At 29.3% G+C, this 26,729-nt stretch carries 30 protein-coding genes; 6 read left to right on the forward strand and 24 right to left on the reverse strand.

The genetic code is table 11. The features are described 5' to 3' along the window. Positions 1–160: 160 nt before the first annotated feature. The 3 genes from E0E45_RS10530 to E0E45_RS10540 form a co-directional block, all read right to left on the reverse strand. Positions 161–718 carry a hypothetical protein gene (locus E0E45_RS10530; RefSeq protein ID WP_130891120.1) on the reverse strand — a complete coding sequence of 186 codons (558 nt, stop codon included), beginning with the start codon at positions 716–718 and terminating at the stop codon, positions 161–163. Positions 719–1,027: 309 nt separating this feature from the next. Then, the gene (locus E0E45_RS10535) at positions 1,028–1,765 is read right to left on the reverse strand and encodes a LicD family protein (RefSeq protein ID WP_130891121.1); all 738 of its coding nucleotides are present in this window, start codon (positions 1,763–1,765) and stop codon (positions 1,028–1,030) included. Between the two features lie 57 nt (positions 1,766–1,822). Next, on the reverse strand, positions 1,823–2,401 hold the full coding sequence (locus E0E45_RS10540) for a hypothetical protein (protein ID WP_130891122.1): 579 nt from the start codon (positions 2,399–2,401) through the stop codon (positions 1,823–1,825). Between the two features lie 126 nt (positions 2,402–2,527). On the opposite strand from E0E45_RS10540, the gene E0E45_RS10545 reads away from it, so the two are divergent. The 4 genes from E0E45_RS10545 (at position 2,528) to E0E45_RS10560 (ending at position 7,354) form a co-directional block, all read left to right on the forward strand. After that, complete coding sequence (locus E0E45_RS10545; RefSeq protein WP_130891123.1) at positions 2,528–3,406, forward strand: YegS/Rv2252/BmrU family lipid kinase; 879 nt, start codon at positions 2,528–2,530, stop codon at positions 3,404–3,406. A gap of 653 nt (positions 3,407–4,059) precedes the next feature. Next, positions 4,060–5,280 carry a sodium/glutamate symporter gene (gene gltS, locus E0E45_RS10550; protein WP_130891124.1) on the forward strand — a complete coding sequence of 407 codons (1,221 nt, stop codon included), beginning with the start codon at positions 4,060–4,062 and terminating at the stop codon, positions 5,278–5,280. Positions 5,281–5,323: 43 nt separating this feature from the next. Then, the gene (gene murI / locus E0E45_RS10555) at positions 5,324–6,115 is read left to right on the forward strand and encodes a glutamate racemase (RefSeq protein ID WP_130891125.1); all 792 of its coding nucleotides are present in this window, start codon (positions 5,324–5,326) and stop codon (positions 6,113–6,115) included. Between the two features lie 201 nt (positions 6,116–6,316). Beyond that, positions 6,317–7,354, forward strand: coding sequence for a glycosyltransferase family 9 protein (locus tag E0E45_RS10560; protein WP_130891126.1), 1,038 nt, complete (start codon positions 6,317–6,319; stop codon positions 7,352–7,354). 26 nt (positions 7,355–7,380) lie between these two features. Here the strand turns inward: E0E45_RS10560 and nhaC are convergent, their stop codons facing one another. The 21 genes from nhaC to accD form a co-directional block, all read right to left on the reverse strand. Further along, positions 7,381–8,772, reverse strand: a complete 1,392-nt coding sequence (nhaC, locus tag E0E45_RS10565) for a Na+/H+ antiporter NhaC (protein ID WP_130891127.1) — start codon at positions 8,770–8,772, stop codon at positions 7,381–7,383. Between the two features lie 83 nt (positions 8,773–8,855). Then, positions 8,856–9,317, reverse strand: coding sequence for a hypothetical protein (locus tag E0E45_RS10570; protein WP_130891128.1), 462 nt, complete (start codon positions 9,315–9,317; stop codon positions 8,856–8,858). Between the two features lie 174 nt (positions 9,318–9,491). After that, complete coding sequence (locus E0E45_RS10575) at positions 9,492–9,653, reverse strand: FeoB-associated Cys-rich membrane protein (protein ID WP_130891129.1); 162 nt, start codon at positions 9,651–9,653, stop codon at positions 9,492–9,494. A gap of 51 nt (positions 9,654–9,704) precedes the next feature. Then, on the reverse strand, positions 9,705–11,900 hold the full coding sequence (gene feoB / locus E0E45_RS10580) for a ferrous iron transport protein B (protein WP_130891130.1): 2,196 nt from the start codon (positions 11,898–11,900) through the stop codon (positions 9,705–9,707). 7 nt (positions 11,901–11,907) lie between these two features. Beyond that, complete coding sequence (locus E0E45_RS10585; protein WP_005981144.1) at positions 11,908–12,138, reverse strand: FeoA family protein; 231 nt, start codon at positions 12,136–12,138, stop codon at positions 11,908–11,910. A gap of 100 nt (positions 12,139–12,238) precedes the next feature. Further along, complete coding sequence (locus tag E0E45_RS10590; RefSeq protein WP_130891131.1) at positions 12,239–12,460, reverse strand: FeoA family protein; 222 nt, start codon at positions 12,458–12,460, stop codon at positions 12,239–12,241. A gap of 230 nt (positions 12,461–12,690) precedes the next feature. Next, positions 12,691–13,533 carry a WYL domain-containing protein gene (locus tag E0E45_RS10595; protein WP_005981140.1) on the reverse strand — a complete coding sequence of 281 codons (843 nt, stop codon included), beginning with the start codon at positions 13,531–13,533 and terminating at the stop codon, positions 12,691–12,693. Positions 13,534–13,741: 208 nt separating this feature from the next. After that, complete coding sequence (locus E0E45_RS10600) at positions 13,742–14,533, reverse strand: ABC transporter ATP-binding protein (protein WP_130891132.1); 792 nt, start codon at positions 14,531–14,533, stop codon at positions 13,742–13,744. Continuing rightward, complete coding sequence (locus E0E45_RS10605; RefSeq protein ID WP_130891133.1) at positions 14,526–15,374, reverse strand: ABC transporter permease; 849 nt, start codon at positions 15,372–15,374, stop codon at positions 14,526–14,528. Before E0E45_RS10605 ends, E0E45_RS10600 begins: the two co-directional genes overlap by 8 nt. A gap of 35 nt (positions 15,375–15,409) precedes the next feature. After that, positions 15,410–16,330, reverse strand: a complete 921-nt coding sequence (locus E0E45_RS10610) for an ABC transporter substrate-binding protein (protein ID WP_130891134.1) — start codon at positions 16,328–16,330, stop codon at positions 15,410–15,412. A 166-nt stretch (positions 16,331–16,496) separates the two neighbouring features. Continuing rightward, positions 16,497–17,393 carry an ABC transporter substrate-binding protein gene (locus tag E0E45_RS10615; protein WP_130891135.1) on the reverse strand — a complete coding sequence of 299 codons (897 nt, stop codon included), beginning with the start codon at positions 17,391–17,393 and terminating at the stop codon, positions 16,497–16,499. Positions 17,394–17,711: 318 nt separating this feature from the next. Continuing rightward, positions 17,712–18,152: a hypothetical protein gene (locus tag E0E45_RS10620; protein ID WP_130891136.1), complete on the reverse strand. Its 441-nt coding sequence runs from the start codon at positions 18,150–18,152 to the stop codon at positions 17,712–17,714. 112 nt (positions 18,153–18,264) lie between these two features. Beyond that, positions 18,265–18,666, reverse strand: coding sequence for a GyrI-like domain-containing protein (locus tag E0E45_RS10625; RefSeq protein ID WP_130891137.1), 402 nt, complete (start codon positions 18,664–18,666; stop codon positions 18,265–18,267). 130 nt (positions 18,667–18,796) lie between these two features. After that, positions 18,797–19,348: a YbhB/YbcL family Raf kinase inhibitor-like protein gene (locus tag E0E45_RS10630; RefSeq protein WP_130891138.1), complete on the reverse strand. Its 552-nt coding sequence runs from the start codon at positions 19,346–19,348 to the stop codon at positions 18,797–18,799. 81 nt (positions 19,349–19,429) lie between these two features. Then, positions 19,430–19,765, reverse strand: coding sequence for a winged helix-turn-helix transcriptional regulator (locus tag E0E45_RS10635; RefSeq protein ID WP_130891139.1), 336 nt, complete (start codon positions 19,763–19,765; stop codon positions 19,430–19,432). A gap of 3 nt (positions 19,766–19,768) precedes the next feature. After that, complete coding sequence (hydF, locus tag E0E45_RS10640; RefSeq protein WP_130891140.1) at positions 19,769–20,983, reverse strand: [FeFe] hydrogenase H-cluster maturation GTPase HydF; 1,215 nt, start codon at positions 20,981–20,983, stop codon at positions 19,769–19,771. Positions 20,984–20,993: 10 nt separating this feature from the next. Beyond that, positions 20,994–21,587, reverse strand: a complete 594-nt coding sequence (gene recR, locus E0E45_RS10645; RefSeq protein ID WP_130891141.1) for a recombination mediator RecR — start codon at positions 21,585–21,587, stop codon at positions 20,994–20,996. A 50-nt stretch (positions 21,588–21,637) separates the two neighbouring features. Further along, the gene (locus tag E0E45_RS10650) at positions 21,638–21,952 is read right to left on the reverse strand and encodes a DUF496 family protein (RefSeq protein ID WP_005947237.1); all 315 of its coding nucleotides are present in this window, start codon (positions 21,950–21,952) and stop codon (positions 21,638–21,640) included. 80 nt (positions 21,953–22,032) lie between these two features. Then, positions 22,033–23,001 (reverse strand): 6-phosphofructokinase, encoded by a 969-nt coding sequence (pfkA, locus tag E0E45_RS10655; protein ID WP_172604234.1) that lies wholly within the window; start codon positions 22,999–23,001, stop codon positions 22,033–22,035. Positions 23,002–23,014: 13 nt separating this feature from the next. Next, positions 23,015–23,971, reverse strand: coding sequence for an acetyl-CoA carboxylase carboxyltransferase subunit alpha (locus E0E45_RS10660; protein ID WP_130891143.1), 957 nt, complete (start codon positions 23,969–23,971; stop codon positions 23,015–23,017). A gap of 19 nt (positions 23,972–23,990) precedes the next feature. Continuing rightward, positions 23,991–24,890 (reverse strand): acetyl-CoA carboxylase, carboxyltransferase subunit beta, encoded by a 900-nt coding sequence (gene accD / locus E0E45_RS10665; RefSeq protein WP_130891144.1) that lies wholly within the window; start codon positions 24,888–24,890, stop codon positions 23,991–23,993. Between the two features lie 222 nt (positions 24,891–25,112). Here accD and E0E45_RS10670 point away from each other — a divergent pair, with 222 nt between their 5' ends. Together E0E45_RS10670 and citC are read left to right on the forward strand one after the other, a co-directional pair. Beyond that, the gene (locus E0E45_RS10670) at positions 25,113–25,661 is read left to right on the forward strand and encodes a hypothetical protein (protein WP_130891145.1); all 549 of its coding nucleotides are present in this window, start codon (positions 25,113–25,115) and stop codon (positions 25,659–25,661) included. Positions 25,662–25,691: 30 nt separating this feature from the next. Further along, on the forward strand, positions 25,692–26,726 hold the full coding sequence (gene citC, locus E0E45_RS10675) for a [citrate (pro-3S)-lyase] ligase (protein ID WP_130891146.1): 1,035 nt from the start codon (positions 25,692–25,694) through the stop codon (positions 26,724–26,726). Positions 26,727–26,729: the final 3 nt, after the last annotated feature.

The raw sequence follows: 26,729 nt of genomic DNA on the forward strand, positions 1-26,729 counted from the left end.
ATTTTTCAACATTCTTACACACAATTATATCATATATTGATCACTTTAATAATATATTTTTATCTAAAAACCAGAAAAATTTTCATTTTTTATTATATTTAGCTTTGACATAAAAAAATAACTATCCCTCAATTTTGAAGTATAGTTATTTTTGTAGTTCCTATTTATTTTTAATTTTTTCTTTTATTTGCTGATATATTTTCTCACCATTAAAATATTCATTCATTCTATTTAAAATTTCTTCTCTTCCTTTTAATTCTCTTTTTAATCTCTTCATCATTGGTTTTCTTCTAAATCTAGTAAGAAAATCTTTTCTATAGTCTTCTAAATCTATTGCATATATTTCTCCATTAGAAACTATAAAATTACCAAAGTTAAAGTCTCCAAAATATACTCCTAATTCTATAATTTTAGTTACCGTTTCTATATATTTCTCTATTAATGTCTTTACATATCTCTTATCATTATTATTTATAATCTCATCCATTAAACTTTTACCTTCTATTTCTTTGGTTACTACTATATATTTTGAATATTTTAATACTTCAAAAGTTTTTATTCCATTTTTATTAAATATATCAGTAATATATTTAATATTTTCTCCTGGATATCTCCTTAATTTAAAAAAATACTTTAATTGTTTTTTTAATCTAGGTTTTATTATTTTAGTATATGTCTTCTTTTTTGCACTATAAATAACTACATCCTTTTCTCTCATTTTTTCTTTCCCTCATTATTTTTTATAGATTTTATTTAAAATTTAATATTTCTTTCTATATTTAAATTAAGATTATATTACAAATATTGAAATTAAATATTTATTAATTAAAATTACTATATTTATATTTAATTACTTTCTTAAACCCAAATATATAACCAGATAATTTTATAATTTAAATCTAAAAAAGTCAATTACCTTTTTTAGTCTAAAAACCTGAAAATTTTTATTTTTTTACAGGTTTACTTTAGAAATAAAAAAAATAACTATTCCTCAACTTTGAAGTATAGTTATTTCTGTAGTTCCTATTTATTTTTCAATTTTTATTATATCTTTAATATGTTTATGATGTAAAGGTTTAGGATTTTCAGGTGGAGTCATATAGTCACCATATAATAATGTAAGAAAATTATCATAATCTTTTGGTGCTTTATATTTTCTGTCTTCAAATTCAATTTCTGTTAAAGGAAAGAACTTTTCTACAGGATTCAATTTAATTTTAAATCCAGTTTCCACTCCTCTTCCTATATATGGTCCTTTAGTTTTTGAAATAAATCTTTTTTTAAAAAAGCCATTTGATAATATTTTTAAATGTATCTCTCTTTTAAAATGAGTTTTCCATTTTCTCCATAGAGAGCTTCTATCTTTACTTAATTCTAAATATCCATTCAGAAAATTTACTTTTTCTACATCATCATAATAATCTAAAGGAAAGATATCAATATCAATTTCTGATTTACTTCCATCTTCATTTAATATATAGTGATTATTATCTTTCAATTTATAGAAAGCTCCTCTTTTATATGTTTCTAAAGAAAATCTTCCATTATTTGTATATTTATCATATATCTTTAAAAATTTTTTATAATCCTCTCTAGGCATTCCCAAGTCAACATCATCATCCCATGGAATAAATCCTTTATGTCTTGCCGCACCTAATAAAGTTCCAAAGTCTAATATATATTCAAGATTATTTTCTTCACATATTTTCACAAAAAAATCTAAACAATCTTTTTCTACTAACTGTAATTTTCTTAATTTATCCATAATTTCCTCCAAGTTTATTATAACTATCAAGAAAATTATATCATATTTAAAATATATTTACTTATTTTTTTCTACTCTTTCTCTTATCTTTTCATAAGTTTCTTTTCCGTTTAAATATTCATTCATTTTCTCAAGAATTTCTCCACTTTCTAAAAGTTGTCTTTTCAATCTCTTCATAGTAGATTTTTTTCTAAACTTAGTAAGAAAATCTTTTCTGTAATCTTCTAAGTCTATTGCATATATCTCTCCATTGGAAACTATGAAATTATTAAAATTAAAATCCCCATAATACACATCCAAATTTATAATCTTAGAAACTATGTCAATAAATTTATTTATTAAGATTTGAACTTTTTCTTTATTTTTAATTGTCAATATTTCATCCATTAAACTTCTGCCTTCTATTTCGCTAGTTATTACTGAATATTTTGAATATTCAAGCACATTAAAGGTTCTAATCCCATTTTTTTGAAATAGTTCAGCAATATATTTTATATTTTCTCCAGGATATTTTCTTAAACCTAAAATACATTTTATTTTCTTTTTCCATTTTAATTTTATTGTCTTAGTATATGTTTTTGCTTCAGTATCATATACAACCTTTCTTAAAACTCCATCAATTATAATTTTCTGCATCTTTCCCCCATGTATTTTTTATTAAAATCTTTATATTTTCAAACTTTTATAGCTAGAATTTTTCTGCTATATCTGTTAAACTAAAATTATATAATAAACATTAAAAGTTAAAAAAGGAGTTCTACTATGAAAAAAGTTAAATTTATTTACAACCCCTTTTCAGGTGAAAATGAAATTTTAAAACATCTTGATACTATTATTCACCTTTACCAACAACAATCTCTAGAAATAGTCCCATTTAGAATAAGTATGAACACTCCATTGGAAAATGCCTTCACAACCTTAGATGAAAGTTATGATCATATTTTAGCTGCTGGTGGAGATGGTACTATCAATCAAGTTGTAAATATTATAAAGAACAAAAATATTGATCTGCCACTTGCTATCCTTCCTGTTGGAACAGCAAATGACTTTGCTAAACATATCGGAATGTCTTCTAATATTGAAGATTCATGTAAAAAAATATTAAAAGGAACTCCAAAAAATGTAGATTTAGGTTTTGCCAATGGTAAATATTTTATTAATGTATTCAGTTATGGACTTTTTACTGATATTTCTCAAAAAACTCCTACCCATTTAAAAAATACTATTGGAAAATTAGCATATTATTTTAATGGTATTATGGAACTTCCTACATTTAAAAAAATGAATATTTCTGTAGAATCATCTGAATTCAACTATGATGGAAGTGCCCTTATATTTTTTGCTTTTAATGGAAGAACAGCAGGAAATATCAATATTGCTTACAAAAGTGAAATAGATGATGGACTTTTAGATATAATAATTGTAAAAGGGGATACTCTTACAAAAACTCTTACTTCCCTATTTCAATTTTTTAAGAGTGAACATCTTGAGATACCTGGAAGTTTTATTCATTTTAGAACTTCATATCTTAAAGTATCTTGTAAAGATAAGTCTATTGTTACAGATATTGATGGTGAGCCTGGACCAAGTTTTCCATTAAATATTTCTTGTATAAAAAGTGGTATAAAAATAATTTACTAGATTTGAAATTACTTAAAATCTCTAAAGTTTTCAAACATTTTTTCATCACATTTCAATCACTTAAATAGTTTTCTTTTTTTAAATAATTACATAAATTAAAACAGTGTATAAAAAAATTTATTTAAACACAAAATAAAGCAAACAACTTTTATTGTATATTCATTTTTAAAAAATGTCAATTCCATTTTTTATTTGTAATATTTTCATAAAAAATATTTTTAATTCCTTTTAAAGAAAATTTGTATTATATATTGGACAAAAATATTGAATATTTTAAGGAAACAGAGAAAAATGAAAAAATTTTTCTGTTTTTTTAATTTATGAATTTTTTTACTTTTTCTGAATATTTATCATATATTTTATGAATCATAATTATTCTTTTCATTCTCTTTTCTAATAAAATTATTTCTATTTCAGTATAAGTGTTTTATTTTATATGTAAAATGTTTTTTTTTAGAAAAGTATATATTTAAAAAAAACTATATTTTTTATTTTTTAACTATTCTAAAAAAAATAATCAGCTACATATTATTTTTTTTATATATTTTCATCATTATTTTAGTATATTGTAATAGCTATTGACTATTTTAAAATATAAGGTACTATTAATAATATAGGGTATCATGACAAAAATATTTTTAGGAGGTTCAAAAATGTTTGAGTACAAATTTAACATGGCTGAAACGTTAGCCATAGCTGCAGTCTTACTTTTCTTGGGAAGATGGATAAAGAATAAAAGTGAATTTTTACAAAAATTCTTTATACCTGCACCAGTTGTTAGTGGATTGATTTTTTCTATTTTCGTTTTTATAGGACGTCAAACTAATGCTTTCCATTTTGATTTTGATTTAACACTTCAAAATTTCTTAATGATAGCGTTCTTTACTACAGTTGGATTTATGGCTAGTTTCAAACTATTAGCTCAAGGGGGAGTTGGAGTTGCTATCTTCCTAGTTGTTGCTACAGGATTGGTAATCTGTCAAGACGCAATTGGAGTTGCTTTATCTAAAGTTCTAGGAATGAATCCGTTATTTGGTCTTATAGTAGGATCTGTACCTCTTACAGGAGGACATGGTACTGCTGGAGCTTTTGGAACTACAATAGAAGAATTAGGAGTAGTTGGAGCTAGAACAGCAGGGTTCGCAGCTGCTACTTATGGATTGGTTATGGGATGTTTAATTGGTGGACCAGTTGCTAGAAGACTTATGATTAAACATAACTTAAAAGGTGAAGATAATAAAGCTCAAGATCCTGATTTAAAAGCTGAAAAAGTTGAAGTAACAGAAGAAAAAATATTGAATGCTGTTATTATTATAGCTGTTGCAATGGGAATTGGAGCTTCTATTCCTCCATTTGTTAAAGCACATACTGGTTGGTTAATTAAAGGTGGACTAGCTCTTCCAGCATATATCGGACCTATGCTAGTTGCTGCACTGATAAGAAATATAGCTGACTCAATTAAAAAACCTCTTCCTATGAAAGAGATTGATATTGTTGGAAGTATATCTCTATCTGTATTCTTGTCAATGGCATTAATGACAATGAAATTATGGGAGCTAGTAGAACTAGCTGTACCTATGATTATTATATTAGCTGTACAAACAGTATTTGTAATCTTATATACTTACTTTGTAACTTACAATGTTATGAGACTTCCATTTATAGCTACTAAATATGATGCTGCCGTAATGGTTACAGGACACTGTGGATTTGGTATGGGAGCTACACCAACAGCTATTGCCAACATGGAATCTTTTACATCTGTAAATGGTTTCTCTACAAAAGCTTTCTTTATTGTACCTCTTGTAGGAGCACTATTTATAGACTTTACAAATGCTGCTGTAATAACTTTCTTTATAAACATGTTTCAATAAATAAATATTAATATTTGATTTTTATTTCAGGGGGGCTTGAATCATGAAAAAAAACTATAACATTGGAGTCTTTGACTCTGGAGTTGGTGGAACAACTGTATTAAAAAGAATTATTGAATTATTACCTAATGAAAATATTATCTATTATGGTGATAATGGTAATGCACCTTATGGTGAAAAGACAATCAAGGAGATTCAAGGATATTGTCTGAATATTATGGATTTTTTCATGATGAATAACTGCAAAGCTGTTGTTATTGCCTGCAATACTGCAACTGCTGCTTCGCTGGAGTTAATAAAGGGAAAATATTCAGTTCCTGTTATTGGTGTTATCTCACCTGGAGCTAAATCAGCTGTAGAAACAAGTACAAATAAGTGCATAGGAGTTTTATCTACTCCATTTACAGCTGCATCAAATGCTTATGCTGATGAAATAGCTAAATATTCAAAATCAGCTAAAGTATATCAAGAAGGATGTCCAGAATTATGTCCTATGATAGAAACAGGTTGGGAAACTTTTGAAGACAGAGAAACTATTATCAAGAATCATATTTCTAAATTCCCTAGAAATGTAGATACAGTTGTTTTAGGATGTACACACTATCCTATAGCAAGAGAAGATATTGCTAGAAACTTCTGTGGAAATATAGTTGACCCAGCAAGAGAAACATCAGCTGCTCTATATGAGATTCTAAAAAATTCTAACCTTTTATCTGATTCTACTACTAAAGGAAAAATTGATTTCTTTGTTAGTGGAGATAAAGAAAAGTTTAAAAAAGTGGCAGAACAATTTTTAGGATTTGAAATAAAAACACTTTATAGAATTGAAAAATAAAAATTGAATAAAAATTACGAGCTAGAGTGGTCTGTTGACCACTCTTTTTTATTCATATAACTTTTCAAAAGGATTTAAAATATCTTTTACTAATACTAATATTAGAGCTATTTTAAATTTATTTTATCTGAATATTTACCTAATTTTAATCTTAACTTGTTATTATTATAAATGATATTTACAATTTTATGAGGTGTTTCTATGAAAATATTAATAATTCGATTTAAACAAATAGGAGATGCTGTTTTGTCTTCTGTTATCTGTAATACATTAAAAAAAACTTTTCCTGACTCTGAGATAGATTATGTTCTATATGAACATATTTGTCCACTTTTTCAAAGCCATAAATATATAGATAACATTATTCCTATCACTGGAGAAGAGCAGAAAAATCCATTAAAATATATTTCAAAAGTTTGGAAGGTCACAAGAAAAAAATATGATATTATTATTGATATTATGTCTACTCCTAAAAGTGAAATTTTTTCTCTTTTTTCCATGAATAGTAAATATAGAATAGGAAGAGTAAAAAAATACAGAGGTTTTTTCTATACACATAAAGTAAAAGAACCCAAGGATGCAAAAGATAAAGTGGAAAAATTTCTAAAATTATTAGATCCATTAAAAAAGAAATACAGCTTGATATATGACAATCAATATACTATTTCTATAACAGCCAAAGAAAAAGAAATGATGAGAAAAAGAATGATAGAAGCTGGAATAGATTTTACACAACCTGTATTTGCATGTGCTGTAAATTCTAGAAGACCTGAAAAAGTTTATGATACTGAAAAAATGAAAATTATTATTGAAAATCTAATAAAAGATTTAAATGTACAAATTATATTCTATTACTCTCCTAGTGAAGAAAAATTTGTAAAAACTTTTCATAAAAACTTAGGAGATTATGCCAATGTCTTTTCAAATATAAAGACAAAATCTATTAGGGATCTTGCAATGCTTTTATCTAATTGTGACTTATTTTTTGGAAATGAAGGAGGTCCTAGACATATAGCTCAAAGCTTAGATATTCCAAGTTTTGCTATCTTCAGTCCAAATGCTTCAAAAAAAGAATGGCTTTCTAATGCTTGTGAAAGACACCAAGGAGTAGAATCTGAAGATATGCCTTTATATATTTCTTCTCTTTCCAGAGATGAAAAATATGCTCTCATAACTCCAGAATATGTTACTGCTAAAATAAAAGAATTATACAATAAATTTGTAAAAAAACCTGAGTAACATTTTACACTCAGGTTTTTCATTTATTATTTATCTTCTTTTTTTATTTTCTCAATTGTAAATCCTGTAAATCCATATATTACAGATAAAACAGGAGAGATAAGATTAAAGAAACAGTATGGTACATATACCCATGGCCCCACTCCTAATGCTCCCATCATGAAGGCCCCACATGTGTTCCAAGGGACAAGGGGAGATGTCATCGTTCCAGAGTCCTCTAAAGCTCTGGAAAGGTTTTTTGCAGCCAATCCTCTCTCCTCATAGCTTTCTTTGAACATTCTTCCAGGTATAACTATTGAAAGATATTGATCTCCTGCTACTAGATTAACAAATATAGGTGTCAGTATAGTTGAAAGAACTAATTTTCCATTTGTATTGGCAAACTTAAGTATCTCCTGTGCAATTCTTCCAAGCATTCCAGATTTTTCCATTATCCCACCAAATGTCATGGCACAAAGTATAAGAGATACTGTCCACATCATTGAATCTAGTCCTCCCCTTGTGAGAAGTTCATCTACCATTGGCATTCCAGTATGACCTACATATCCATAATGGAGTGAATAAAGTGCTTCTTTCAAGCTAGAACCCTGTACAAATATTGCTGTAGCAGCTCCTATTAAAGACCCTACAAAGAGTCCAGGAATAGCTGGAACTTTCATTATAACCATTCCTATAACGAAAACTGGTATTAACAAAAGAAAGGGATTTATTTTAAACGATCCTGTAAGGGCATTTAAAATTTCATTTATCTGAGCTGTATCTACTTCTCCACCAGATGTCTTCCTTAATCCAATTACTACAAACCCAATCAGAGTTAAGACATATGATGGTACTGTTGTATAGAGCATATGCTTTATATGTTCAAATAAATTAGATCCTGCCATTGCTGGTGCTAATGTTGTTGTATCAGACATAGGTGAAAGTTTATCTCCGAAATATGCTCCTGAAATAATAGCCCCTGCTATTATAGGTCTAGGAAGTCCTAATCCCTCACCTATACCTACTAATGCTATTCCTACTGTTGAAGCTGTACTCCAAGAACTTCCTGTAGATATAGATACTACAGAACATATTATTACAGTCACTGGTAAAAATACTGAAGGTTCTATTATTTTCAATCCATAATATATCATCGTTGGAACTACTCCTGATAGTATCCAGCTTCCTATTACCATTCCTATTATTATTAAAATCAGTATAGCTCTCATAGACATCTTTATGGTGTCTACTACACCATCTTCCAATTCATTCCAAGTTGCACATCCAGATATTTTTGCTATCAATGCTGCAAAAATTGCTGAAATAAAAATTGGAATATGCACATCAAGTTTAGCCACTTGAACAGCGTAATAAAGTGTTACTACCAGAAATATAACTGGCAGCAGTGCATAATAAAGTGATACCTGTTTCTTTTTCATTTCTCTCCTATCATCTCCCTCTTAATATTGATTTATTTGCAAGTTTAATATACTTTATGTTGAGCTAAAAGTCAATATAATTATCAAATTATTTCTTTTGCCTCTTCTGCTGTATTTTTCTTGATTTTTTCAATTGCTTTTCCATCATGGTTATCTTCTATATAAGTATCCTTCAAATTTTCCATAAGTTCATCATATTTTTCATCTGTCAGCTTTAAATCTTTAACAATATATTCTAAAGACTGCTTTTTAGAATAATTAAATTCTGTTGCATAAAAATCTGCACTGATATCAGTTTCTGTATTGGTTATTACAATTTGAAAATCTGACTCTTCTTTATTTTTACAACTGAATAGATATTTTAATGACCCAAATCTATACCTTTCTATTTCACACTTGATCCATTCTATATCTCCAGCATACCTGTAATAAATTCTTATCTCATCTTTATTGTCTTCTCTTTCTCTTTTTCCAGAAAATTTAAAAACTGTCAGCAGCCCTATAACAATAACAGCCCCTATCGCTCCAAATGTTAAGTTATCCATATTAATTCTCCTTTGTTGTTATTTATACAATGAGTTATTATAGCATTCTCACATGATTTTTCAAGTAAAAATATTATTTTCCTTTTATTAATTATCTTTATTTCGTCTTAAAAATTTTGAATAAAAAATAGACCTGAACAAAAAATTTCATTCAAGTCTATCTGTATTCACAATTTATTTATGTTCATGAGCATGGTCACTGCATTTTCCTCCACAGCCCTTGCATCCACCACCACATCCACAGCTACTCTCTTCACCTTTGAGCATTCTATATACACTTCTTAATGAATAAAAAGCTATTACTGCTACTATTATTATTAATATCACTGTTTTCATTTATTTTCATCTCCTTTTTTCAGAAAATAAATCTTTCCCAAAAGAATTAAATTAGAAGAACAAACTTCCTATTTGGAATATTAATACTGAAACAACATATGGTACTACAAGCATTATTGACACTACAAAACCTAAATATTTCCATCCAAACTCTTGTTTAATTGCTGCCAGAGTTGCTACACATGGCACCACAAGAAGTATAAATGCCATAAATGAATATGCTCTCAATGGAGCTAAATTATCATTTGGCCATAAGTTTGCTGTAGCCTGCACAATTCCTCTTCCTTCTTCTTCTATTTCTTCTTCATCAGGAGTTACAAAAAGTCCTTCTAAATCAAAACTAAGCATACCTACTACTGAATCTTTCACTGCTATCCCTAAACCTTTTACTTGTTCAATAGTGTCTTCTGCAAATGTTGTTGTTTCTTCTTCCTCATCACCTTCACCAGCATCCTCTAATGGAAGTACTTGTGCCATAAATCCTACTACTATTTCTTTAGCTGCAATACTAGGTGGGATAGCTGCTACAGTTTCCCATCTATCTCCAAATCCTGTAGGTCTCATTATTGGAGCAAATGCATGTCCAAATTTAGCTATATATGATACACTTGCATCTCCTTTCCCTGGAAAATAAGTAAGTGTCCATAAAATTATTAAAATACCCATAATTATAGTTGTTGCTCTTTTTAAATATTCAGATACTCTCATCCAAGTTGAGCTTAAAATAACTTTTAAACTTGGAACTCTGTATGGAGGAAGTTCTATTAATAAAGCTTTATTATCAGTTTTAAATCCTTTTACGTTCTTAAGAGCAAGTCCTACTAGAATAGCTATAACTATCCCTAAAACATATAAAGACATCACTATTATTCCTGCTTTAGCTCCAAAGAAAGCTGCTGTAAACAATCCATATACTGGAAGTCTTGCTCCACATGACATAAACGGAGCCATTGCTGCTGTCATTTTTCTTGAACTTTCATCCTCCAATGTTCTTGTTGCGTATATAGCTGGTACAGAACATCCAAATCCTACTACCATTGGAACAAATGCTTTTCCATTCAATCCAAGTTTTCTCATTATTTTATCCATTAGGAAAGCTACCCTTGACATATATCCACTCTCTTCCAATATTGCAAGGAAGAAATAAAGAAAAACCATAACAGGAACAAATACTAAAACTCCTCCTACTCCTCCTATTATTCCATCTACTATCAGTGAATTTAACCAGTCTGGTGTTCCTTCTACAAGGATTCTTACATATTTTCCTATATATCCATTAATAAATCCATCTACCCAGTCTATAAATGGAGCACTACCATTAAATACAAATCCCATTACTCCTGCCATTATTAATAAAAATAATGGAAGTCCAAAAACTTTATTTAACAATATTTTATCTACCTTATCAGTAAAATCAAGTCTTGATTTTATAGAAGTAGTGAAAGTACGAGCCAAAATACCATTTACTGCTCCATATCTTCCTTCTGCTAAAATAGTTTCACTGTCATTATCATATTTTTCTTCCATTTTAGTTATTTCTTCTTCAAAAGCACCTTTTAAATCAACACCATATTTATTTTTAAGCTTTTCTATCAAGTGGCTGTCTCTTTCCATAAGTTTTATAGTAAGATATTCACTTGGATATTCTTTAAGGATATTTTTAAATTTTTCATCTGAATTAATTTTCTTTTCTATATCTCTTATTATTCTTGTTATTGTATCATCAAATGGAAGCGAATATTTTTTAATTTTTTCTTTTTTAGCTGCCAATTCTATTATTGAATCCAATAACTCTTCAATACCAGTTCCTTTCAGAGCTGAAACTGAAATAGCTTTCAATTCTATCAATTGCTGAAACTCTTTCATATTCAATTTATAGTTTAGCTTAGTAAACTCATCAAAAAAGTTTAGAGCCATAATAGTTGGTTTTTCTAATTCTTTTAAAAGATAAGTTAAATAAAGATTTCTTTCAAGGTTAGTAGAATCAATTACATTAATAACTACATCAGGATCTTCATCAAGAATAAAATCTCTTGTTATTTTTTCTTCCAAAGTATATGGACTTAAACTATAAACTCCTGGAAGGTCAACAAGTTTTATCTCTTCTCCCTTATAGTTAAATATTGCTTCTTTCTTTTCTACTGTTACTCCAGGCCAGTTTCCTACTTTAAGTTTTGACCCTGCTATTGCATTGATAAGTGCTGATTTTCCTACATTCGGATTTCCTGTAAAAGCTAGCTTTATCATCTTCTATCTACCCCTCTATCTTTTCAACTTCTATATTTTTAGCATCTTCTTTTCTTATGGCAATACCTGTAGACTTTATTATATATTCTTGTGGATCACCTAATGGAGCATTTCTTTCTAATTTTATTATTTCACCTGCTGTTATCCCCATATCAACTAATCTCTTTTTTAATTCTCCAATCTTTCCAATTTTTACAATCTTTGCTTTCTCCCCATTTTTTAAATCACATAATTTCATAATCTGCCTCCATATATAATAATTAAAAATAGAAATCTTTTGTATATCAAAGTATTTTTTCTAAAGAATAGCAGCCTATATAGGCTGCATGCTTATATTTCTATTTAGTTTCTACCAATATTTTATTAGCTAGTCCAAAGTTAAGAGCATATTTACAATTATTAATTTTTACAATAATAGAATCACTGCCATCTCTTAAAACACAGATCTTATTTCCTATACAGAAACCTTTTTCAAGCAGTCTTCCTTTACAGCATCCTGCTCCTTTTATATCTTTTATGATTAATTCTTTATTAGGTTCAGCAAAAGCTAATGGTAACATAACTACCCCTCCCAATGAAACAAAATCCTTTTATCCACATTTTATATAATATATTATACCAAAAAAGAAAAATTTGTCAATAGAAAAGGTTTGATTGTTAAAATATGTATTTTTTAAACTATTCTAAATAAAAAAGATCAGATTAAGAACGAATCTTATAGTTCTCAAGCTGATCCATACAGACAAATTAATATTTTTTCAATATTTTGTAATTATATAAAAAACTTTTTTTATTTGTATAATTCTAAAACTTCCAAATATTCATTTTTTATTTCTTCTCTCAAGCTTTTTGGCTCCAGTATTTCAGCCTCTTTTGAGAATTGTCTGAAATATAGTTTGGCATTTTCATTTGCCACTTCAAAGAAATATATATCCCCCTCTTTTTTTATAAGTTTAGGACGATAGTTTGTAAAACTTTTTAATAGGCTATCTCCCTCTTCTGTCAATCTCACTTTTACTATATTTCCATTACCTAAAAATGGATCAAAATTTTTACGGACATTCTCTATATATTTTTTGTCCTTACCTTTTATTTTTTCATCTAATATGGAAATTATTTCTAACTCTTTTAATTTGAAGTTAGCATAATTCTTTTTCTCCTCATCATAACAGAAAAGGAAATTCTCATCTCCTCTTTCCTCTCTTTTTATAAAATAAGGTTCTACATTAAATACTCTTTTTAGATATTTTATCTTTATTTTCTTTTTTTCTTTTATACCTTCCAATATCATTTTAACTCTGTCTTCAAATATAAATATTTCTCTTTGATATTTGAATTTAGAAGTATATAATTCAAAAAGATCTCTAAAATACTCAGCTTCTATATCTACTTCATTAGCTTTTAATACATCATAATATATTTCTCTATTAGAAACATTCAAGTCAAATTGAATTATTTTCTTTAATGGCCTTCCTTGTGTTTCCAAAAGTTTTTCAACATCCATTTTTCTATTATATTTAAATCTTTCAAGGATATAGTTGCAAAGTTTATTATTATTTATTCCAAATTCTTCAATATCATTTTTCATAAGACGCCAGATATCTTCTGGTACTGTCACCCTGATTTTCTTCATCTTCCTTTGCTCCCCTTTTTAGAATATCTTTAAATATTATACCACAAAGGCAGAAATATGAAAACCAGATAAAATTAATTTTCCACAACTCAAAATAGGAGAAAGACCTATAGACAGAAATACAATCTTAGAATTTTACTCATTTTCAAATTTCTAAAACTTATTCTAAACCTTTTGGTCATTCTCCTTTTATATGGAATTCTTTAATTTATGCTGAAAAAAGCTCACTATCTTTTAATCCAGCTTCTTTTTTATTAAATATTCTCAATAGTTTTTCAGAAGTAAGATTTTTCTTCTCATCTCCTCTTACATCTATCAATATCTCTCCTTCATGAAGCATAATAAGCCTATTTCCATAATTTATTGCATCCTGAAGATTATGAGTTATCATAAGTGTAGATATATTATTTTTTTCTACTATCTCTCTTGTCTTTTCCATTATTATTTTAGAAGTTTTTGGATCAAGAGCTGCTGTATGTTCATCCAATAAAAGAACCTGAGGTTTATTTAAAGTAGCCATTATCAGTGCAAGACATTGTCTTTGCCCTCCAGATAAAGATCCAACCTCTGTATCCATTTGATCTTCTATCCCTAAATCAAGTTCTTTTAACAGTGATCTATAGTACTCTTTTCTCTTTTTATTTAACCCCAATGTAAACCCAAATCTTTTTCCCTTGTTATCTGCCATTGAAAGATTTTCAAATACTGTCATTGAAGGAGCTGTTCCCATTGCTGGATTTTGATATACTTTTGATATAAAGCTTCCTCTTTTGTATCTTGGAAGACTTGTTATATCTCTTCCATCTATATCAATAGTTCCGCTATCAGGAACAATATTTCCAGTTATAGTATCTAAAAGAGTAGATTTTCCTGCTCCATTACTCCCTATTATAGAGATAAAATCTCCTTTTTCTACATGGAGGTCCAGACCTTTAAATACTCTTTTTATACTTCCTAGTTCAGTCTGGAAACTTTTTTTCACATTATTTATATTAAGCATTTACAACCCCTCCTTTTAACAAATGTTTTTTTTCTTTCAAGAAAATTATTATCACTACAAGTGCTGAAGTTATAAGTTTCAAATCACTTGCATTCATTCCTACTTTTAAAGACAGCGCTATTATAGTTCTATATATTATAGTTCCAAGTATTACCATCATTGATATTTTTATTACTTTCTTTTTTCCAAAGAGTGCATCCCCAATTATTATAGATGCCAGACCTGTGATGATTGTTCCTGTTCCCATTCCTACATCAGCAAATCCTTGATACTGTGCAAGTATTGCTCCTGAAAGAGCTACAAGACTATTTGCAAGCATAAGTCCATATATTTTCAATGTTTTTTCATTTAATCCCAATGAAATTATAAGGCTTTCATTATCCCCAAGAGCTTTAAGTGCAAAACCAAATTTTGTTTTAAGAAGAAAATCTATTCCTAATTTTACTATAAGAAGGATAACAGCTACTACAATGATAGCTGAAACATTTCCATTAAACAGATGTTTTACTGAAAATAGAGGTATATTAGATTTTCCCATTATTCTTAAATTTATGCTGTAAAGACCTGTCATAACAATAATACCAGCCAGAAGATTTGTAACTTTTAGCTTTACATGGATCATTCCTGTAATAAATCCTGCTGCTGCTCCTGCTGCCATAGCCAGAATAAGTGCCAGTACAGGATTAACTCCTTTTACTATAGAAGCTGCTGCCACTGCTGCTCCTAAGGGAAAACTCCCATCCACTGTCATATCTGGAAAGTCCAGTATCTTATATGATATATAAACTCCTAATACCATTACTGCAAAAATAAAACTTTGTTCTAATGTTCCTAATAACATCTCTATCTCCTTTTCTATCCTTCATCATTGAAGTATTAATATTGCTTAGCTCCTTCTAAAGCTTTTGATGAAAGATCTACATTATATTTTTCTGCTGCTTTTTTATTTATTATTAATTGAGTATCTTTTAAAGTTTCTATAGGAATAGTATTTGGTGCAGTTCCTTTTAAAACTCTTACAGCAACTTCTCCTGTTTGGTATCCCAATTTTTCATAATCTATTGTTTCAGTAACTAAAGCTCCCTGTATAACTTGATCTTCAATACTTCCTATAACTGGTTTACCTGCTTTATTAGCTTTTTCTAACAGAAGCGGAGTTGATGCAACTACTAAGTTATCTGTTGGTGTATAAAGTACATCTACTTTTGGAAGAAGAGAATCTAATCCAATAGCCATATCATTTATTGTTGTAATTCCTGTTTCTACAATTTCTAAACCTAATTTTGCTGCTTCTACTTTTGCCTGTGCTACTTGCACTTGTGAATTTTGTTCACTTGTATTATAGATAATTCCTACTTTTTTAGCCTTTGGTAAAAGTTTTGTTATTATTTCAAGCTGTTTATATATTGGAGCTGCATCACTTGTTCCTGTGATATTCTCTCCAACTAATCCTGCACTTTCAGTATCTGTTACTGCTGTTATAAGAATAGGAATTTTTTTAGTTGCATTATATGCAGCCTGAGCACTTGGTGTAGATATTGCCAGAATGATATCTTTTTTATCCTGAACAAATGAATTTGCTATCATTTGAGCTGTTCCAAAATCTCCCTGTGCATTTTGATAATCTATTTTTGCATCACCATAACCACCATCTTTAAGTGCTTTGATAAATCCTTCTCTAGCTGAGTCCAAAGCCTGATGTTCTATTATTTGAGTTATTCCTACTTTTATTTTCGCTGGTTCCTTTCCAAAAGCTACCATTGAAAGTCCCATTAACAACATAATTATTTTTTTCATCTTTACATTCCCCCTGTGAACTAACTTTTATTTCATAGGGTTATAATACCACTAAAACCATTATTCTTATAGATAACAATTAAAATACTTATTTGTTCCACATTATATTTCTAAAACCCCTGTTTTACTAGGGTTTAAAAATATTATTTTTCAAAATGTGTTCGTACTATTCTCCCTTTATGCCAAATTTTTCTGCAACATCTTTATTTATGTGTATTTCTGACTTCTCTACAACTTCATATGGAATGTTTTCTATCTTTTCTCCATTTAAATATTTAGCTACCATTTCTCCTGTTTGATACCCTACCTGATAATCAGATATCCCATCTATTGCAAGTGCTCCTTGATCTGCAAAACTTTTTGTTGCTCCTATTATTGGCTTATTTGCTTTATTGCTTTTCTCTACAATAAGAGGATAAGTAGAAGCAACTGTATTATCTATTGAAGTATAAAGAACATCTATTGTTGGAAGAAGTGTATCTAATGCAGATGCCATTTCACTGATATTACTTATTCCTTTTACCTTTACTGTATAACCTTTTTCTTCTGCAACTTTAGTAAATTCCTCTGTCAGATAAAAAGAGTTCTGCTCACTTGTATTATATACAATTCCTATATTTTTAGCCTCTGGTAAAAGTTTTTCTATAAGTTCAACCTGTTTTTTAACTGGTGACTTATCACTTACTCCTGTTACATTTTTTCTAAGTATTCCAGCATTTTCTGGATTAACTACAGCAGAGAAAAATACAGGTTTATTTTTTACATTGTTTACAGCTGCCTGAGCACTTGGTGTAGATACAGCAATTATCACATCACTGATATTATTAAATTCCTGAGCTATCACTTGTGCTGTTCCAAAATCTCCCTGTGCATTTTTATAATTAATATTTATTTTATTCTCATCATATCCTTTTTCTTTAAGAGCATCTATCACCCCTTTTCTTACATCATCTAATGAAGGATGTTCAACTATTTGAGTAATTCCTATTTCTATTTTTTTCTGCTTTTCTGTTCCACATGCTGTGCATAAAATAACTAAAAGTAAAATAAATAATTTTTTCATTTTTTTCCTCCCTGAAATATATTAAAAATAAAAAGCCCTGTCAAAATCAGACAAGGCTTACTAAACAAATATTTTTATATATAAAATAAAAAACCTGTTCACTTGGAACAGGCTTAAATACATACTAAAAATAAATAAAAGTATCTATAATTTAAAATGAACATCTATGACAAAACCTGATCCACCTGTCTAGTATTAAATTTGTGAAGTCTGTTTTGCCACCACCAAGTAAATCTATTCATCATTTTTGTTCACCTCCATTTTTTATTTTCTTATAAAAGAGAATACACTATTTCTTTTAGAATGTCAAATTTATTTTTATTGATTAATAGTTATTCTTGTACCATCAGATAATTCTATTATTTGAGTTCTTCCATCTGAATAAACTACTTTTCCACTTCTTTGCGAAGTTTGCTGATTATTGTATCCATTGTTATAATTTCCATTATAATTATTGTTATATCCACCACTATAATTGTTAGCTGTAACTGTATTTAATCTAGCAGGAACTCCAGAATTTCCATATTTATAACGAGCATTCTGAGCCACTGCTTGTCTTTCATAATCTCTTCTTATATTTGTATCTAGCTGATCCAAATCCCTCTGGTGTTTTATCTCGCTATTTTGATAACTATTATTTAATATAAGTGCTGAACCTCCAATGATAGCTGCTCTTGTTCCACCACTCATACTTCCCCACCAGCTTGCATTAGCTATAGCTGATACTGCCATTAATCCTATTATTATTAATTTTTTCATATATATCCCTCCAGTATTTCCAAATATGTATAAAATAAAAAATTATATGCAAACACACAATTGACCTATCAGTCAATTTATTTTACCATATTTTTTTAAGAATGAAAAGACATTATTTTAGAGCAATAAAAATTTCTACTCTCCCATCTGGATAATATTTTTCATAGTCTACTGTATAAGCTCTGTTTAAAAGACCTTTTTCCTCCAATTCCCATATTTTCTCCCATGTCTTCACAATTCCATCAGTAGACAAAATATCTACAGAAAAAACCTGATAATTCTCTTCCTCAATTATTATTTCTTTATGAGAATCTATATTATCAGCTCCTATAAAAAGTGTGTAATCTCCTTTATAATCACTTTCATATTCAGAATAGACAGCATATTTATTAATTTCATCTTTTTCAGGGAACTTCATACTTGTTTCATACCATAGTTTTTGTATTTTATTAGTAATGTCTGGATCTTTAAAATTATTCAACCTTTTTTCTGATAATACACACACTTTTTCCATAAAATAACTCTCCTTTTTATGTAATTTCAATAGATGAAGTACTTTTCCTCTTATACATTCTAATATATTTTTTAAAAAAAGGCAAAAAAAGAAAGCAGCTGAATAACTGCTTTCTTAATTTTTTAAGATTTTAATTATTATAATTTCCTTCTAATTCAGCACTTTCAAGAACATGACCTTTCATTTCTCTGTACACTTTATTTAGATAGAAAGTTCCATCAATTTTTATCTCTTTATCTAAAGCATATAATCTGAAAATGTATGTGTGCTCTTTATCTGGTGGTGCAGGCCCTCCATAGAATGAAGCTTTTTCTCTATCTAATCCCCCCATTGATGATACCCAGCTGTTTATTCCTTGCAATATTTTCTTATCATCTCTGCTGGCATTTTCTTTTAATTCTGTATAATCTCCTGGAATTAAAGCTACCCAGTGTATCCATGAAAATCCTGAAACAGGTACTGCATCATAATCTTCCATTACAAGCACAAAAGATTTTGTTCCTTTTGGCACATCTTTCCATTTTAAAGGAATTGAAAGAGCTGGCATTCCATCTATAAACTTTTCTCCATACTTACCATATTCTACAGAAATACTACCATCTTTTATCCCTTTACTTTCCAATGTCATTCCCATGGAATTCACCCCCAATAAAATCATTAAAATTAATATAAATTTCTTCATTTATAACCTCCTCATTAATCTTCCTGATTAGATTATAAATGTATATCTATTTAATGTAAATAACTCACTTTTTTGTAAGTATTATTTTTTATCTGAATTTTCATCTAACAAATATTTAGCTCCAAAGCTCTGCATTTTTTCCAATATTGGAAGAAGTTCCCACCCCATCTCAGTCAATAGATATTCACTATGCTTAGGATATACATCCTCATGTTCAATCTTTGTTATCAGTCCTGTTTTCAAAAGTTCATTTAGATGATCTATGAGCATTTTTTCATTACATCCCTTTATATCTTTTTTAAAATCTCTTATCCTCATTGAACCTAATCTCAATCTCCACAATATCATTGAAGTCCATTTTTTCTTTAGTATCTCCTGTGTAAGTTCAAGTGGACATGTTATTATTTTTTTAGCCACCTTTTACCTCTTAAGTTCAAATATTTCAACTACTCTATCTAATATACCAGTAAGTTCTGCTATAATAAGTCCAAAGTTGGTTATCTCAGAACATCTTTCTATTCTGCTCATAGTTTCAGCTCTATTAAGCATACATGAACCACAGTGTATAACTAGAGAATACTTTTCTAAATCTTTTGGAAAATCCTTTCCTAAACAGTTTTCTATAATTATTCCTGGTATTTTTTTCTTGAGAAGCATAGGTATTTTCTCTCTTGCTATATCACCTTTCAGTTGGTGATGTGTACAAGCTTCAGCAATGAGTACTCTATCTCCTGACTTTAAATTATTTATCTTTTTAGCTCCTGCATAAAGAGTTTTCAAATCTCCTTTTGATCTTGCCATTATTATGGAGAAAGATGTCAAAGGAACACTTCTATCTAATTTTTCATTAACTATTTTAAATATCTGTGAATCTGTTATCACCAGATCTGGCTTTCCATTAAATATTTTTAATGCTTCATCTAATTGATCAAGAGTAGTCATTACAGGAATTCCACCAAAATCTAATATATCTCTCAATATCTGTACCTGTGGAAGTATAAGCCTTCCCTTAGGAGCTTGTATATCCTGTGGAGCTACCAGAAGAATTTTATCCCCTGCTTTTATCTTATCTCCTATAAGAATTTCACCTTCAATAAATTTAGGAGTTTTTTTCACAATCTCCTTTTTCAATATATCAACATTCAAACCACTCTCAGTACTAATTTGAATAAATTTTATTCCTAATTTTTTTTCTGCTTCTGCTGTCTTTTTTTTAAAATCTTCTCTGTCTTCAACAATATCTACTTTATTCAATACAACTATAAAAGGCTTTCTTTTATCTTTTATTTTTTTTATCCATTCTTTTTCAAAATAAAGAGTTTCATCTTCTAATATAGTTTCTGCTGAAACTACAAAAATAGCTGTGTCCATCTTATCCAATACTTCCATAGTCTTTTCAATCCTAAGGCTTCCAATAGCACTTATATCATCTATTCCTGCTGTATCTATAAAGACTACAGGTCCTATTGGTAAAAGCTCCATAGCTTTATATACAGGATCTGTAGTAGTTCCTTTTACATCAGATACAAGTGATGTCTTCTGATTTGTTATACAATTTATCAGACTTGATTTTCCTGCATTAGTTCTTCCAAATATTGCTATATGGACTCTATTTCCTCTAGGTGTTTCTATCATTTTTCCTCCTCTATACTTCATGCCTTCCATCTAAAGCTTTAGAAATAGTAGCAGTATCTGCAAATTCAATATTCCCTCCTATTGGAATACCACTTGCTATTTTAGTTATTTTTACACCAAAAGGTTTTAAAAGTTTTGTCAGATAAAGTGAAGTAGTTTCTCCTTCTAAATCAGGATTAAGTGCAAGTATAACCTCACTTATATCTGTTGCTGCCACTCTCTCTAAAAGAGATTTTATATTAAGTCTATCCGGTGTCATTCCATTCAATGGAGCTATTTTTCCATTCAGAACATGATAAGTTCCATTAAACTTTCCAGTTTTTTCAAAAGATATTATATCTCTGCTGTCTTCTACTACACATACTATATCTTTATCTCTTGTTTCATCTGCACATATATTACATAGATCATTTTCACAAAAATCTCCACAGACAGGACATTTTTTAATAGTTTTTTTAACCTCTTTCATAGCTTCTGAAAATTTTTCTACTTGTTCATCACTCATTTCTAGAATATGGAAAGCTAATCTTGTTGCACTTTTTCTTCCTATTCCAGGAAGTTTATTAAATTCATCAATTAATCTCTCCAAACTTTTAGTTGCCATAAATCCCTCTCCTTACAAAAAAAGCTGGAGTAATCCAGCTTTCCCTTAAATTAATTATTTGTTACAGCCTCTTTAAAAGATTTTTTTAAATCTTTTATAGTTTTATTGATATCTCTTCTTTCTTTTCCTAGTTCTGCATTTTTTATGATATAATCATCTACTCTATCTTCATAGTCAGACTGCATATTTTCTACAATATCCATTATCTCCTCATAACTCATATCAGGTTTAAGATATTCTTTAAGATTTAAAAGAAGCTCTACTCTTTTTCTGTTATCTCTTATTTTTCTGTCGTTATCTTCAATTTCTCTTTTAATTTTATTTTTTCTTCTAGTTTTTCTTACAAGTTCTAATACACTGTCCATAGTTCCCTCCCTAGTAATTAGAGTTTTTCTCCTATCTCTATATTGTATAATAATATGAAAAAAATTTCAATACCATGTGATTATTTTGCTAAAGTTAAAGCCAATTCATAGTCATCACTTATAGAATAATTTCTTTCTCCATCCCATGCGTAAGAAATTGGATGAGTAACAAGTCTGTTGTTTTCAAGTCCTACCATTACTCCACCTTCATCATTTTCAAGAATTTCAATAGCCTTTGCTCCCATTCTTGTAGCAAGCATTCTGTCAAATCCAGAAGGTGTTCCACCTCTTTGAACATGTCCAAGTACTACACTTCTTACTTCTGTAGTTATTCTCTCTTTTAGAGCTTCTTCTATCTCTTGTACTTTTCCTACACCTTCAGCAACTAAAACTATATCATGAAGTTTTCCATGTTTTCTTCTTTCTTTTATCTGCAATGCCAGAAGCTCAATAGGATTATCCATTTCAGGAATAAGCACTCCATCTCCCCCTCCAGCTATACAAGCTTGAAGAGCCAAATCTCCTGCATGTCTTCCCATTACTTCTACAAGGATAGTTCTTTCATGAGATGTAGCTGTATCTCTGATTTTTGATATTGCATCAAGAATTGTATTAAGACATGTATCAAACCCAAGAGTAAAATCTGTTCCTTTGATGTCATTATCTATTGTACCAGGTATCCCTACTACTTTTATTCCATGTTCTTTAGAAAGTGCATCAGCTCCACGGTATGACCCATCTCCTCCAATGACTACAATTCCTTCTATTTCTCTCTTTTTAAGATTGTGTGCTGCAATGGCTCTGAATTTAGGATCTTTAAATTCAAGACATCTTGCTGTTAACAGACGAGTTCCTCCTCTGTCTATTATTCCAGATACAAAACGATCATCCATAGGAAAAATTTCATCATTTAGCATTCCAAGATACCCTCTTTGAATACCATATACTTTTATTCCCTTGCTCATTGCTATTTTAGCTGCAGATCTGATAGCAGCGTTCATCCCTGGAGAATCTCCACCACTTGTCAATATTGCTATTTTTTTCATTATATATCAATCTCCTTTAAATCTCAGTCCCAATAAAAGAACCCATCTTCCTAAACTTATTATATCTATTTTCTACTAGTTCTTCCACTGATATTTTTTCTAATTCAGAAAATGATGATAAAATGATATTTTTTAGGTTAAGAGCTATACATTTATGATCTCTGTGAGCTCCTCCTAAAGGTTCTTCTATAATACCATCAATAACTCCAAGTCTGAATAAACTTTGAGCAGATATTTTTAAACTTTCTGCTGCTTCTTCAGCTCTTGAAGCATCTTTATATAATATTGCTGCACATCCTTCAGGTGAAATAACTGAATATACCGAATTTTCCAGCATGAATATTTTGTCAGAAACTCCAAGTCCAAGAGCTCCTCCACTTCCACCTTCTCCAATAACTACAGAAATAACTGGAACTTTAAGCCCGCTCATTTCCATAAGATTTCTGGCAATAGCCTCTCCCTGTCCATGTTCCTCAGCTTCTAATCCAGGATATGCTCCAGGAGTGTCTATAAATGTAAGAATAGGAATAGAAAATCTTTCAGCCATTTTAAAAAGTCTTAAAGCCTTTCTATATCCTTCTGGATTAGCCATTCCAAAGTTTCTATAAATCTTTTCATCAGTTGTTCTTCCTTTTTGATGTCCAACTATCAGAACTTTTTTACCATCAATTTTACAAAATCCTCCAACTATAGCAGAATCATCTTTAAATAGTCTGTCTCCATGAAGCTCTATAAAATCAGTAGTCATATTTTCAATATAGTCTAATGTATAAGGTCTTCCTGGATGTCTTGCTACAAAGACTTTGTCCCATGAACTTAGATTTTTATATACTGTTTTTAATTTTTCATTTCTAGTTGCTTTAAATTTTTCTATCTCACCAGATAAATCTATACCTTTTTCTTCGGAGAATTTTTGTAATTCCTCTATTTTTTTTTCAATTTCAATTATCTCTTTTTCAAATTCAAATTCCATTTTTCCCCCCTACCTAAGTTTATATTAAATTACTTAGAATAGTATGTAATGTATTTTTCATATCTTCCCTTTTAGTTATTACATCAACCATTCCGCTTTTTTGTAAAAATTCACTTGTTTGAAATTCATCAGGAAGTTTTTGCTTAATAGTCTGTTCTATAACTCTCTTTCCTGCAAACCCAATCATAGCCTTAGGCTCACTCACTATTATATCTCCAAGCATAGCAAAAGAAGCTGTTACTCCCCCAGTAGTAGGGTTTACAGGAACAGCTATAAAGGGTACTCCTGCCATTCTTAATTTTTCTGCTGCTGCAGATGTTTTTGCCATCTGCATTAAAGATAATATTCCTTCATGCATTCTTGCTCCACCAGATGTAGCAACAACAATTACAGGAATTCTCTCTTGAAGTCCTCTTTCCATAGCTCTTGTAATTTTTTCTCCAACTACAGAACCCATACTTCCACCCATGAATTTAAAATCCATGGCTGCAATGCTCACTTTTATTCCATTGATATCTCCTGTTCCAGAGATAACTCCTTCTCTCATATCACATTCATTTCTAGCTTTTCTATTTTTTTCTTCATAGCCTGGAAAATTAAGAGGATTAACTGATTCAAGTTCTGAATCTTCCTCTTTAAAAGTTCCTTCATCTATTAATAGAGCTATTCTTTCTCTTGCTGTCATCTCAAAATAATAATCACAGTGACTGCATTTTTTTAAATTTCCTTCTATGTCAACTTTATATAATATTTCTTGGCATTGAGGGCATTTTACCCATAGTCCTGTTGACTTATTATCTATATGCTTTGTGTCCTTCTGTTCTACTTGATCTTCTGTGCTTTCTACTGTTAAAGTCACATATTTTTTTCTGCTTTTATTTAATGAAAAATTCTTTTTATTCAAAGAAAAAAAACCCATTTCTTCCTCCTCGTTTACTTTTCTCTAATAACTAATTTTATAAGATTTTTTGAATTATTTCAATAAATATTTGATTTTACTTTCTATATATTATAAAATATATAGTAATATATAATCTTCTAACGACTTAAAAATGAATGATAGAGGGAAATTTTAGAATTAAAAATTACAAAAATAATTTTTTGAAAAAATTAAAATTATTTTTTCTCTAGGAGGTTTTTCATGAAAAAAATCAATTTTACACTGTTTTTATTTCTTATTATTTTAGCAACTGGATGTAGTGGTCTGGATAATGCATTATCTAATGTTCTTCCTAACAAATCAAATGCTGTTCCTTTAGAATTACAGGAGCAAATGGCAACTAGAGTAACTCCTGAACAGGAATTATTTGCCCTTGGATCAGCAGAAGTAGAAACAAGTGGCGCTATTATTGCTCAAGCAAAAGCTAATAAAAATGCTAAAGATCTGCTGAAAGGAAAAATAAAAAAAGAAGTAGCTGTTCATTTTAATTCTTTCATGCTTAATATGGATTCATATTCAAAAGGGTTAGCTTCTCCAGTGTTGCCTGATCTTACTGAATATGCTTCTGAACTTATACTTAAAAATGCTTCTCAAAAAGGGGCATGGGAAAACAATAAAAAGGTTTATTCTCTTTTTGTTGTAGAAAGAGATGATGTTGCTGTTCAATCAAAAAATGTATTCTCAACATTCTTAGAAGATATCTCAGGAAGACTTCTGAATACAAAGGATAAATTATCTGAAGGAGAATAATTTAAAAATTATGTCAGGAGATAAATAGTTATGAATATAGAAAAAGTCAATTTAAGCAATTCTTTTGAAAAAAAAGAAGTTATGGATTTTTTAGCTGGTTTTGATCTTAAATATGATGAAAATATTGATTATACGGTTGTTATCAGAGAGAACGACAAGATTATAGCCACTGCTTCAAAAGGAAAAAATATTATAAAATGTTTTGCTATTGATAAAAATCATCAAGGTGAAGGAATTTCTGGTTCTATTCTTACAAATGTAACTAATAAAATGTTTGACCAAGGTTATCTTCATAGTATGGTATTTACAAAAACAAGCAATCTGGATATATTCTTTGGAATAGGTTACAAAGAAGTAGCTCATACTGATAAAGTTATTCTTATGGAAATGGGTATCAACAGTATTGACAAAACTATAAATAAAATAAAGAAAGACTTCAATATAAAAGCTGAAACTCAAAAAGCTATGCTTGTGATGAATTGCAATCCATTTACTTATGGCCATCAATTCCTTATAGAAAAGGCTGCTTCAGAAAATGAAGAAGTCCTTATATTTGTAGTTCAGGAAGATAAATCTGTTTTTCCTTTTAAAACAAGATATGACCTCGTAAAAAAAGGAACTGCTCATCTTTCAAATGTAAAGGTAATTCCTGGAACTGAATATATAATTTCTTCTGCTACTTTCCCTAATTATTTTCTTCGTAAAGAAGATGATTCTCTTATGGAATATACAAAATTAGATGCTACTATAGCTGGAAAGCAGTTTGGAGAAAAATTGAATATAAATAAAAGGTATATAGGCGAGGAACCTTATTGTCCTGTAACTAAAAAATATAATGATGCTTTAATGGAAATACTTCCTGAATATGGAATGAAAGTTATTCTAGTTCCTAGAAAGGAACTTCACCATACAGCCATCAGTGCTTCTATTGTCAGAGAAAAGCTGAAAGAAGGCAAAATAGAGGAATTAAAAGAATTCGTTCCTCCTACAACTTTCGAATTTTTAATCAGTCCAGAAGGAAAGGAGATAGAAGAGAAACTGAAAAACAGTAACTCTCCTCACTAATAT

This window comes from Fusobacterium ulcerans ATCC 49185, from assembly GCF_900683735.1.
Taxonomy (GTDB): Bacteria; Fusobacteriota; Fusobacteriia; order Fusobacteriales; family Fusobacteriaceae; genus Fusobacterium_A; species Fusobacterium_A ulcerans_A.

Bases quoted from the DNA above. Each gene is read 5' to 3' on its own strand.
- E0E45_RS10530 (WP_130891120.1), bottom strand. From the start codon at position 718: ATGAGAGAAAAGGATGTAGTTATTTATAGTGCAAAAAAGAAGACATAT.
- E0E45_RS10535 (WP_130891121.1), bottom strand. From the start codon at position 1,765: ATGGATAAATTAAGAAAATTACAGTTAGTAGAAAAAGATTGTTTAGAT.
- E0E45_RS10540 (WP_130891122.1), bottom strand. From the start codon at position 2,401: ATGCAGAAAATTATAATTGATGGAGTTTTAAGAAAGGTTGTATATGAT.
- E0E45_RS10545 (WP_130891123.1), top strand. From the start codon at position 2,528: ATGAAAAAAGTTAAATTTATTTACAACCCCTTTTCAGGTGAAAATGAA.
- gltS (WP_130891124.1), top strand. From the start codon at position 4,060: ATGTTTGAGTACAAATTTAACATGGCTGAAACGTTAGCCATAGCTGCA.
- murI (WP_130891125.1), top strand. From the start codon at position 5,324: ATGAAAAAAAACTATAACATTGGAGTCTTTGACTCTGGAGTTGGTGGA.
- E0E45_RS10560 (WP_130891126.1), top strand. From the start codon at position 6,317: ATGAAAATATTAATAATTCGATTTAAACAAATAGGAGATGCTGTTTTG.
- nhaC (WP_130891127.1), bottom strand. From the start codon at position 8,772: ATGAAAAAGAAACAGGTATCACTTTATTATGCACTGCTGCCAGTTATA.
- E0E45_RS10570 (WP_130891128.1), bottom strand. From the start codon at position 9,317: ATGGATAACTTAACATTTGGAGCGATAGGGGCTGTTATTGTTATAGGG.
- E0E45_RS10575 (WP_130891129.1), bottom strand. From the start codon at position 9,653: ATGAAAACAGTGATATTAATAATAATAGTAGCAGTAATAGCTTTTTAT.
- feoB (WP_130891130.1), bottom strand. From the start codon at position 11,900: ATGATAAAGCTAGCTTTTACAGGAAATCCGAATGTAGGAAAATCAGCA.
- E0E45_RS10585 (WP_005981144.1), bottom strand. From the start codon at position 12,138: ATGAAATTATGTGATTTAAAAAATGGGGAGAAAGCAAAGATTGTAAAA.
- E0E45_RS10590 (WP_130891131.1), bottom strand. From the start codon at position 12,460: ATGTTACCATTAGCTTTTGCTGAACCTAATAAAGAATTAATCATAAAA.
- E0E45_RS10595 (WP_005981140.1), bottom strand. From the start codon at position 13,533: ATGAAGAAAATCAGGGTGACAGTACCAGAAGATATCTGGCGTCTTATG.
- E0E45_RS10600 (WP_130891132.1), bottom strand. From the start codon at position 14,533: ATGCTTAATATAAATAATGTGAAAAAAAGTTTCCAGACTGAACTAGGA.
- E0E45_RS10605 (WP_130891133.1), bottom strand. From the start codon at position 15,374: ATGTTATTAGGAACATTAGAACAAAGTTTTATTTTTGCAGTAATGGTA.
- E0E45_RS10610 (WP_130891134.1), bottom strand. From the start codon at position 16,330: ATGAAAAAAATAATTATGTTGTTAATGGGACTTTCAATGGTAGCTTTT.
- E0E45_RS10615 (WP_130891135.1), bottom strand. From the start codon at position 17,393: ATGAAAAAATTATTTATTTTACTTTTAGTTATTTTATGCACAGCATGT.
- E0E45_RS10620 (WP_130891136.1), bottom strand. From the start codon at position 18,152: ATGAAAAAATTAATAATAATAGGATTAATGGCAGTATCAGCTATAGCT.
- E0E45_RS10625 (WP_130891137.1), bottom strand. From the start codon at position 18,666: ATGGAAAAAGTGTGTGTATTATCAGAAAAAAGGTTGAATAATTTTAAA.
- E0E45_RS10630 (WP_130891138.1), bottom strand. From the start codon at position 19,348: ATGAAGAAATTTATATTAATTTTAATGATTTTATTGGGGGTGAATTCC.
- hydF (WP_130891140.1), bottom strand. From the start codon at position 20,983: ATGATAGAAACACCTAGAGGAAATAGAGTCCATATAGCAATATTTGGA.
- recR (WP_130891141.1), bottom strand. From the start codon at position 21,587: ATGGCAACTAAAAGTTTGGAGAGATTAATTGATGAATTTAATAAACTT.
- E0E45_RS10650 (WP_005947237.1), bottom strand. From the start codon at position 21,952: ATGGACAGTGTATTAGAACTTGTAAGAAAAACTAGAAGAAAAAATAAA.
- E0E45_RS10660 (WP_130891143.1), bottom strand. From the start codon at position 23,971: ATGGAATTTGAATTTGAAAAAGAGATAATTGAAATTGAAAAAAAAATA.
- accD (WP_130891144.1), bottom strand. From the start codon at position 24,890: ATGGGTTTTTTTTCTTTGAATAAAAAGAATTTTTCATTAAATAAAAGC.
- E0E45_RS10670 (WP_130891145.1), top strand. From the start codon at position 25,113: ATGAAAAAAATCAATTTTACACTGTTTTTATTTCTTATTATTTTAGCA.
- citC (WP_130891146.1), top strand. From the start codon at position 25,692: ATGAATATAGAAAAAGTCAATTTAAGCAATTCTTTTGAAAAAAAAGAA.